Origin of the sequence: uncultured Neisseria sp., from assembly GCF_951230505.1 — a bacterium.
Classification (GTDB): domain Bacteria; phylum Pseudomonadota; class Gammaproteobacteria; order Burkholderiales; family Neisseriaceae; genus Neisseria.
In genome coordinates this window covers 1-3,560 of sequence record NZ_CATNVN010000174.1, presented here as the reverse complement: position 1 = coordinate 3,560, position 3,560 = coordinate 1, and the positions used below count along the sequence as shown (strand labels likewise).

6 protein-coding genes and 1 tRNA gene are annotated in these 3,560 nt (G+C 47.5%); 2 read left to right on the top strand and 5 right to left on the bottom strand.

What is annotated here, in order from left to right:
• Nucleotides 1-167 precede the first annotated feature (167 nt).
• Nucleotides 168-410 (top strand): hypothetical protein, encoded by a 243-nt coding sequence (locus Q1M25_RS08930; protein ID WP_300483930.1) that lies wholly within the window; start codon nucleotides 168-170, stop codon nucleotides 408-410.
• A 69-nt stretch (nucleotides 411-479) separates the two neighbouring features.
• Here the strand turns inward: Q1M25_RS08930 and Q1M25_RS08925 are convergent, their stop codons facing one another.
• The 5 genes from Q1M25_RS08925 to tpiA form a co-directional block, all read right to left on the bottom strand.
• Complete coding sequence (locus Q1M25_RS08925) at nucleotides 480-914, bottom strand: pyridoxamine 5'-phosphate oxidase family protein (RefSeq protein ID WP_150536966.1); 435 nt, start codon at nucleotides 912-914, stop codon at nucleotides 480-482.
• A 54-nt stretch (nucleotides 915-968) separates the two neighbouring features.
• Entirely contained in the window at nucleotides 969-1,526 is a 558-nt protein-coding gene (locus tag Q1M25_RS08920) for a UbiX family flavin prenyltransferase (RefSeq protein WP_150536967.1), read from the bottom strand.
• A gap of 90 nt (nucleotides 1,527-1,616) precedes the next feature.
• Nucleotides 1,617-1,702: transfer RNA gene (locus Q1M25_RS08915), tRNA-Leu, on the bottom strand.
• Nucleotides 1,703-1,717: 15 nt separating this feature from the next.
• Nucleotides 1,718-2,077: a preprotein translocase subunit SecG gene (gene secG, locus Q1M25_RS08910; protein WP_036492092.1), complete on the bottom strand. Its 360-nt coding sequence runs from the start codon at nucleotides 2,075-2,077 to the stop codon at nucleotides 1,718-1,720.
• A 7-nt stretch (nucleotides 2,078-2,084) separates the two neighbouring features.
• Complete coding sequence (gene tpiA, locus Q1M25_RS08905) at nucleotides 2,085-2,858, bottom strand: triose-phosphate isomerase (RefSeq protein WP_004519014.1); 774 nt, start codon at nucleotides 2,856-2,858, stop codon at nucleotides 2,085-2,087.
• Between the two features lie 183 nt (nucleotides 2,859-3,041).
• Here tpiA and Q1M25_RS08900 point away from each other — a divergent pair.
• Nucleotides 3,042-3,560 (top strand): protein-L-isoaspartate O-methyltransferase (locus Q1M25_RS08900; RefSeq protein ID WP_300483927.1); only part of this gene is annotated, 519 nt, incomplete at its 3' end.

The window sequence follows — 3,560 nt, the reverse complement described above, 5'->3', positions numbered from 1 at the left end:
TTTGGTTCCTGATACACGTTACAAAGACAAAACTGTCGAGCTCGGACACGATTAAAATCTAAGATCAAGTAGTTATCGACTTAATAAGTGGATTTTTGTTCTGATATTTTCAGAATAAAAATCCACTTACTTTACGGGAAGCCGTTATAAGACGATTTGGCCAAGCAATGACATCTAACAACAAAACAAATATCTATACCAAATTCTTCAACACAGAGACATTAGATGCTGTCCCCGTATGGCAGTTTGACGAATACATCAACGGCATCAACACTCGCCGAATCTATTTACATGCAGATGGGCATACCGAAAACATCTCCAAACGCGACAACCTATTACATGGGGAATTAACCGATTTAGATTTGTCATACAGCGAGTACATCGCCCCATCAGAATTTGAAAAACTTTAGCAACAATATTAAATACGAAATCATACAGCTAAAGGCCGTCTGAAATTTCATCTTTCAGACGACCTTTTCTTAATCCTCACGATTCCAATACGTTTTTTGTGCGAATACCAATTTATTGTCAGTAAATTTCACATTGTCCAAATTCAACGCCCAAACATCACTTTTCATCACCCTAGCGGCAGGATGCGCTTTGTAAAATAAAGACTGCGCCGCTTTCAAATCCGCTTCATCTTCAATCAAAGCGGCAGTCGCCGCAAACTGAACACCGCTGATTTTCGTGATACTGTCAGGCTGTCCGGCAATGGTGCCGGCTACTTTGGCAGAACGGCTCATCATTCCACCATGCTTTGTTTTCAAAGAAGTCAGCACAATTAGACGGGCATGGGCTTCATCAAACACATAAAAACAACAAGCCGCCCAAACTTCGCCGTCTGCCGCAGCGGCAATACTGACGACATGATGATTGCTCAAAAATTTAACGATATTGGTAGGAATCGCTTGCATGATTTTTATCCTCTTTCTCAGTGTATTAAATTTATTTTCAGGCCGTCTGAAACATCAGCCCTGCCAGCGCAGCACATCGTTTTGAATAATACCGAACAAGTCCAAAGCGTGAGAGACGCTGTGTGTAATCATATCTTCGATGGATTCAGGCTTCTGATATAAAGCCGGAACGGGAGGAAACACGATACCGCCCATCTCTGTCACACGGCGCATATTTTCAATGTGCGCCAAGCTTAACGGCGCTTCACGCACCATCAACACCAGCCTGCGCCGCTCTTTCAACGTTACATCCGCCGCACGGCTGAGCAAATTATCGGCAAATCCATGAGCAACCGAAGCCAAGGTCTTCATTGAACACGGCGCAATCAACATTCCATCCGTCAAAAACGAACCGCTGGCAATACTTGCCCCGACATTACGGACGGAATGCACAACATCCGCCAAAGCATAAACGTCTTCTTTGGTGTAATCCGTTTCCAAAGCGCGGGTCATCTCCGCCCCTTGTGAAACCACCAAATGCGTTTCTACCTGATGCTCACGCAAAAGCTGCAAAGCCTTCACGCCATACTGAAAACCGCTGGCACCGCTGATGCCGACAACCAAACGCTTCATTGTATTTCCCTGTCTCGGCCTAAAAATAAATGAAAGGCAGATTCTCAAGACGAAAAAATAACCGCTAAAAAGCGGTTAGATTTTCTAATGTGGTGCCGACAGCGAGATTTGAACTCGCACAGCCTACGGCCACTACCCCCTCAAGATAGCGTGTCTACCAATTCCACCATGTCGGCATAAATCAAATTGTCTTACTGCTGCTGAGGATTCGGAGCAACAGGAGTTGTATTGTTTTGTGCAGGCGTTGCAGGCTTAGGAGCCTGTTGGGTCTGCTTCACATCGCTGAAGTCTAAACCGTGTTTATTGGAGTGGGTGTGAATATACACCATTGCCATGCAGGTCGCAAAGAAAAATGTTGCAGCAACGGCAGTCGATCGGCTGAGGAAGTTGGCATTACCGGCAGAACCGAATACGCCTTGCGCGCTACCGCTGCCGGAACCGAACGTCGCGCCGGCATCCGCACCTTTACCGTGTTGCAGCAATACTAACACGATTACAAATAGAGCGGAAATAATATTAATAATCCAGATAAGGGTTTTAAAGGCTTCCATATGTTTTCTACGAGGCTTGTGCTGCGTTGATGATGGCGGTAAAGGAGTCATATGATAATGACGCGCCACCAACCAATGCGCCGTCTACATGAGGTACTGCGAAGATGTCGGCCGCGTTATCCGCTTTCACACTTCCGCCGTAAAGAACGCGGATTTTAACATCGCTTCCGCACAAAGACAAGATTTCTTTGTAGATAAATGCGTGCATGTCGGCGATTTGTTCGACGGTGGCGACTTTGCCTGTACCGATCGCCCAAACCGGCTCGTAGGCAACGGCGATGTTTTTGGTGTTCAAACCTTGCAGGATCGAAAGCTGGTGTGCAATGACTTCGTGTTCTTTACCGGCTTCGCGTTCTTCCAAGCTTTCGCCGACGCACAACAATGGAATCAGGCCGACGTTGAGGACGTTTTCCATTTTGCGGCGTTGGATTTCGTTTTTCTCGCCGAAATAAAGGCTGCGCTCGGAGTGGCCGATGAGTACGATGTCTGTACCGATGTCGGCAAGCATTTCGGCGGACACTTCGCCGGTGTATGCGCCGTTATTCGGGAAACGGCTCACGTCTTGCGCACAGGTCAAGATGCGGTTGTTCAAAACAATCTGCATGGCGTTGTGCAGTTGCAACAGATAAACGGTCGGAGCGGCCAGGCCGATTAACACGCGTTCTGCGGTTGGCATGACACGGAAGCGGTGCATAAGCGCATTGTTGTTTTGGAGTCGGCCGTTCATTTTCCAGTTGCCGATAACCCATTTTTGGTCCCACATTCCGATTTGGTGATACATCTTTATTGCTCCGTGTGTTGGTTGTTGCTTGCTGTAGCATCGTGTAATGTGAAAGTTTAGTGGATATATGTGCGCTTGGCAATTATTAACGGGCCTCCGGGGCCGTCTGAAAGATGGCACACTCTCCGACAAGGATTTATAATGTATGCTTCGATAAAATTAAGAATTGAACGGAGCACAAATATGGACTTTGAAAAAGCGCGTTTCAATATGGTTGAACAGCAGATTCGTCCGTGGGATGTCTTGGACTTCGACATTTTGGATGCTTTGGAGGAGATCGGGCGTGAACATTTTGTCGGCGAGGCTTTTCAAGGTTTGGCCTATGCGGATATGGAGCTGCCGCTGACCAACGGCCATAAGATGTTGGAACCCAAAGTCGTTGCCCGCCTGGCTCAAGGTTTGAAACTGAAAAAAGACGAAACCGTCTTAGAAATCGGTACAGGCTCAGGCTATGCAACCGCCCTGCTGTCCAAACTGGCCGGCAAAGTCGTAACCGACGACATCGACGCCGAGCAGCAGCAACGCGCCAAAAAAATTTTGGACGAATTGGGCTTTGCCAACGTCGATTATGTGCAAAACAACGGCCTGACCGAAGCATCGCAAGGCGCGCCTTTTGATGCGATTTATGTAGGCGGCGCAGTAGACAGCGTACCTGAAATTCTGAAAGAGCAACTGAAAGACGGCGGCCGTATGGTGGTCATT